The organism is Pyxidicoccus fallax (assembly GCF_012933655.1).
In the GTDB taxonomy this organism is placed as follows: Bacteria; Myxococcota; Myxococcia; order Myxococcales; family Myxococcaceae; genus Myxococcus; species Myxococcus fallax.
Map to the genome: position 1 here is coordinate 1 of NZ_JABBJJ010000717.1, position 1,097 is coordinate 1,097.

Annotated in this window: 1 protein-coding gene; it reads right to left on the reverse strand. The window is 71.1% G+C overall.

Annotation, left to right across the window (positions count from 1 at the left end; genetic code table 11):
- Positions 1 to 192: 192 nt before the first annotated feature.
- Positions 193 to 1,097, reverse strand: a 905-nt coding sequence (locus HG543_RS53775) for a TolB family protein (protein WP_169352690.1), incomplete at its 5' end; no start/stop codon positions are given.

Here is a 1,097-nt window from a genome sequence, read left to right on the forward strand (position 1 = left end):
GGCCCGGGGGGGCTGGCTTCCAAACGGGGGGCGCTCCGCAGTGTGGAGCGCGACGTCATTGGGAGCACGTCGAGGGGGCGTGCTCCCAATGTTTTTTTCTGGAGTCTGAAGTCCTGGAGCCCTCGTCAGAGCGGCTCATACGGCGGGAAGTGCGTCGGGGGGCGCGCTTCCCGCTGTGTTTTTTTCGGGGGTCTACTCTTCGGCGTCAGCGCCGGCTTCGTCCGTGAGGCACGGCCAGGAAGGGCGCAGCAGGCCCTTGGCCCGGACGTGGAAGATGTCCGCGGGCAGGTACTCGGGCTCGTACTCGTGCCGGACGAAGTAGAGGGTGCGCTCGTCGGGCGAGAGGGACGGGTGGTACTCGTCCTGCGAGGTGTTCACCGTGGGGCCCAGGTTGCGGGCGGGCTGCCAGCGGCCCCGGACGCGCTCGGCGACGTAGAGGTCCCCGTAGCCGTAGCCGTCCGCCCGGCCGATGGAGGCGAAGAGCAGCGTCTGGCCGTCGGCGGTGATGGTGGGGTTGAAGTCGAGGGTGTCCGTGTTGATGGCGGGGCCCAGGTTCTCCGCCGGCCCGTAGCTGCCATCGCGGCGCGGGTACGCGCGGTAGATGTCCCAGATGCCGTAGCCGCCCGGCCGGTCCGAGCCGAAGTACAGCGTGCCGTACGCGTCCACGCTGGGGTACAGCTCGTCGGACGTGCTGTTGACGGCGAGGCCCAGGTGGCGCGGCTCGCCCCAGCCGTCACCCTGGCGCTCCACCACCCACAGCTCCACGTCCTCGCGCGGCACGCCATTCACCGGGCGGATGGACGAGAAGAACAGGCGGCGGCCGTCCGGCGAGATGAACGGGTCGATGTCGGGGTACACGCCGGAGAAGGGCGCCACCCGCGGCTCGGTCCACCGGCCGTGGCGCCACTCGGAGTAGACGATGGTGGACTGCCGCGAGGACGGGAACAGCTCCTCGCCCACGCCCCAGAAGGCGGTGCGTCCGTCCGGGCTGAAGATGATGCGGTACTCCTCCTGCCCCGGTACCGAGACGAGGCCGGGGAGGAACACCTCGGGCGCGCGCGGCGCGGCGGCGGGGGCGGCGGGGGACACCAGCAGGG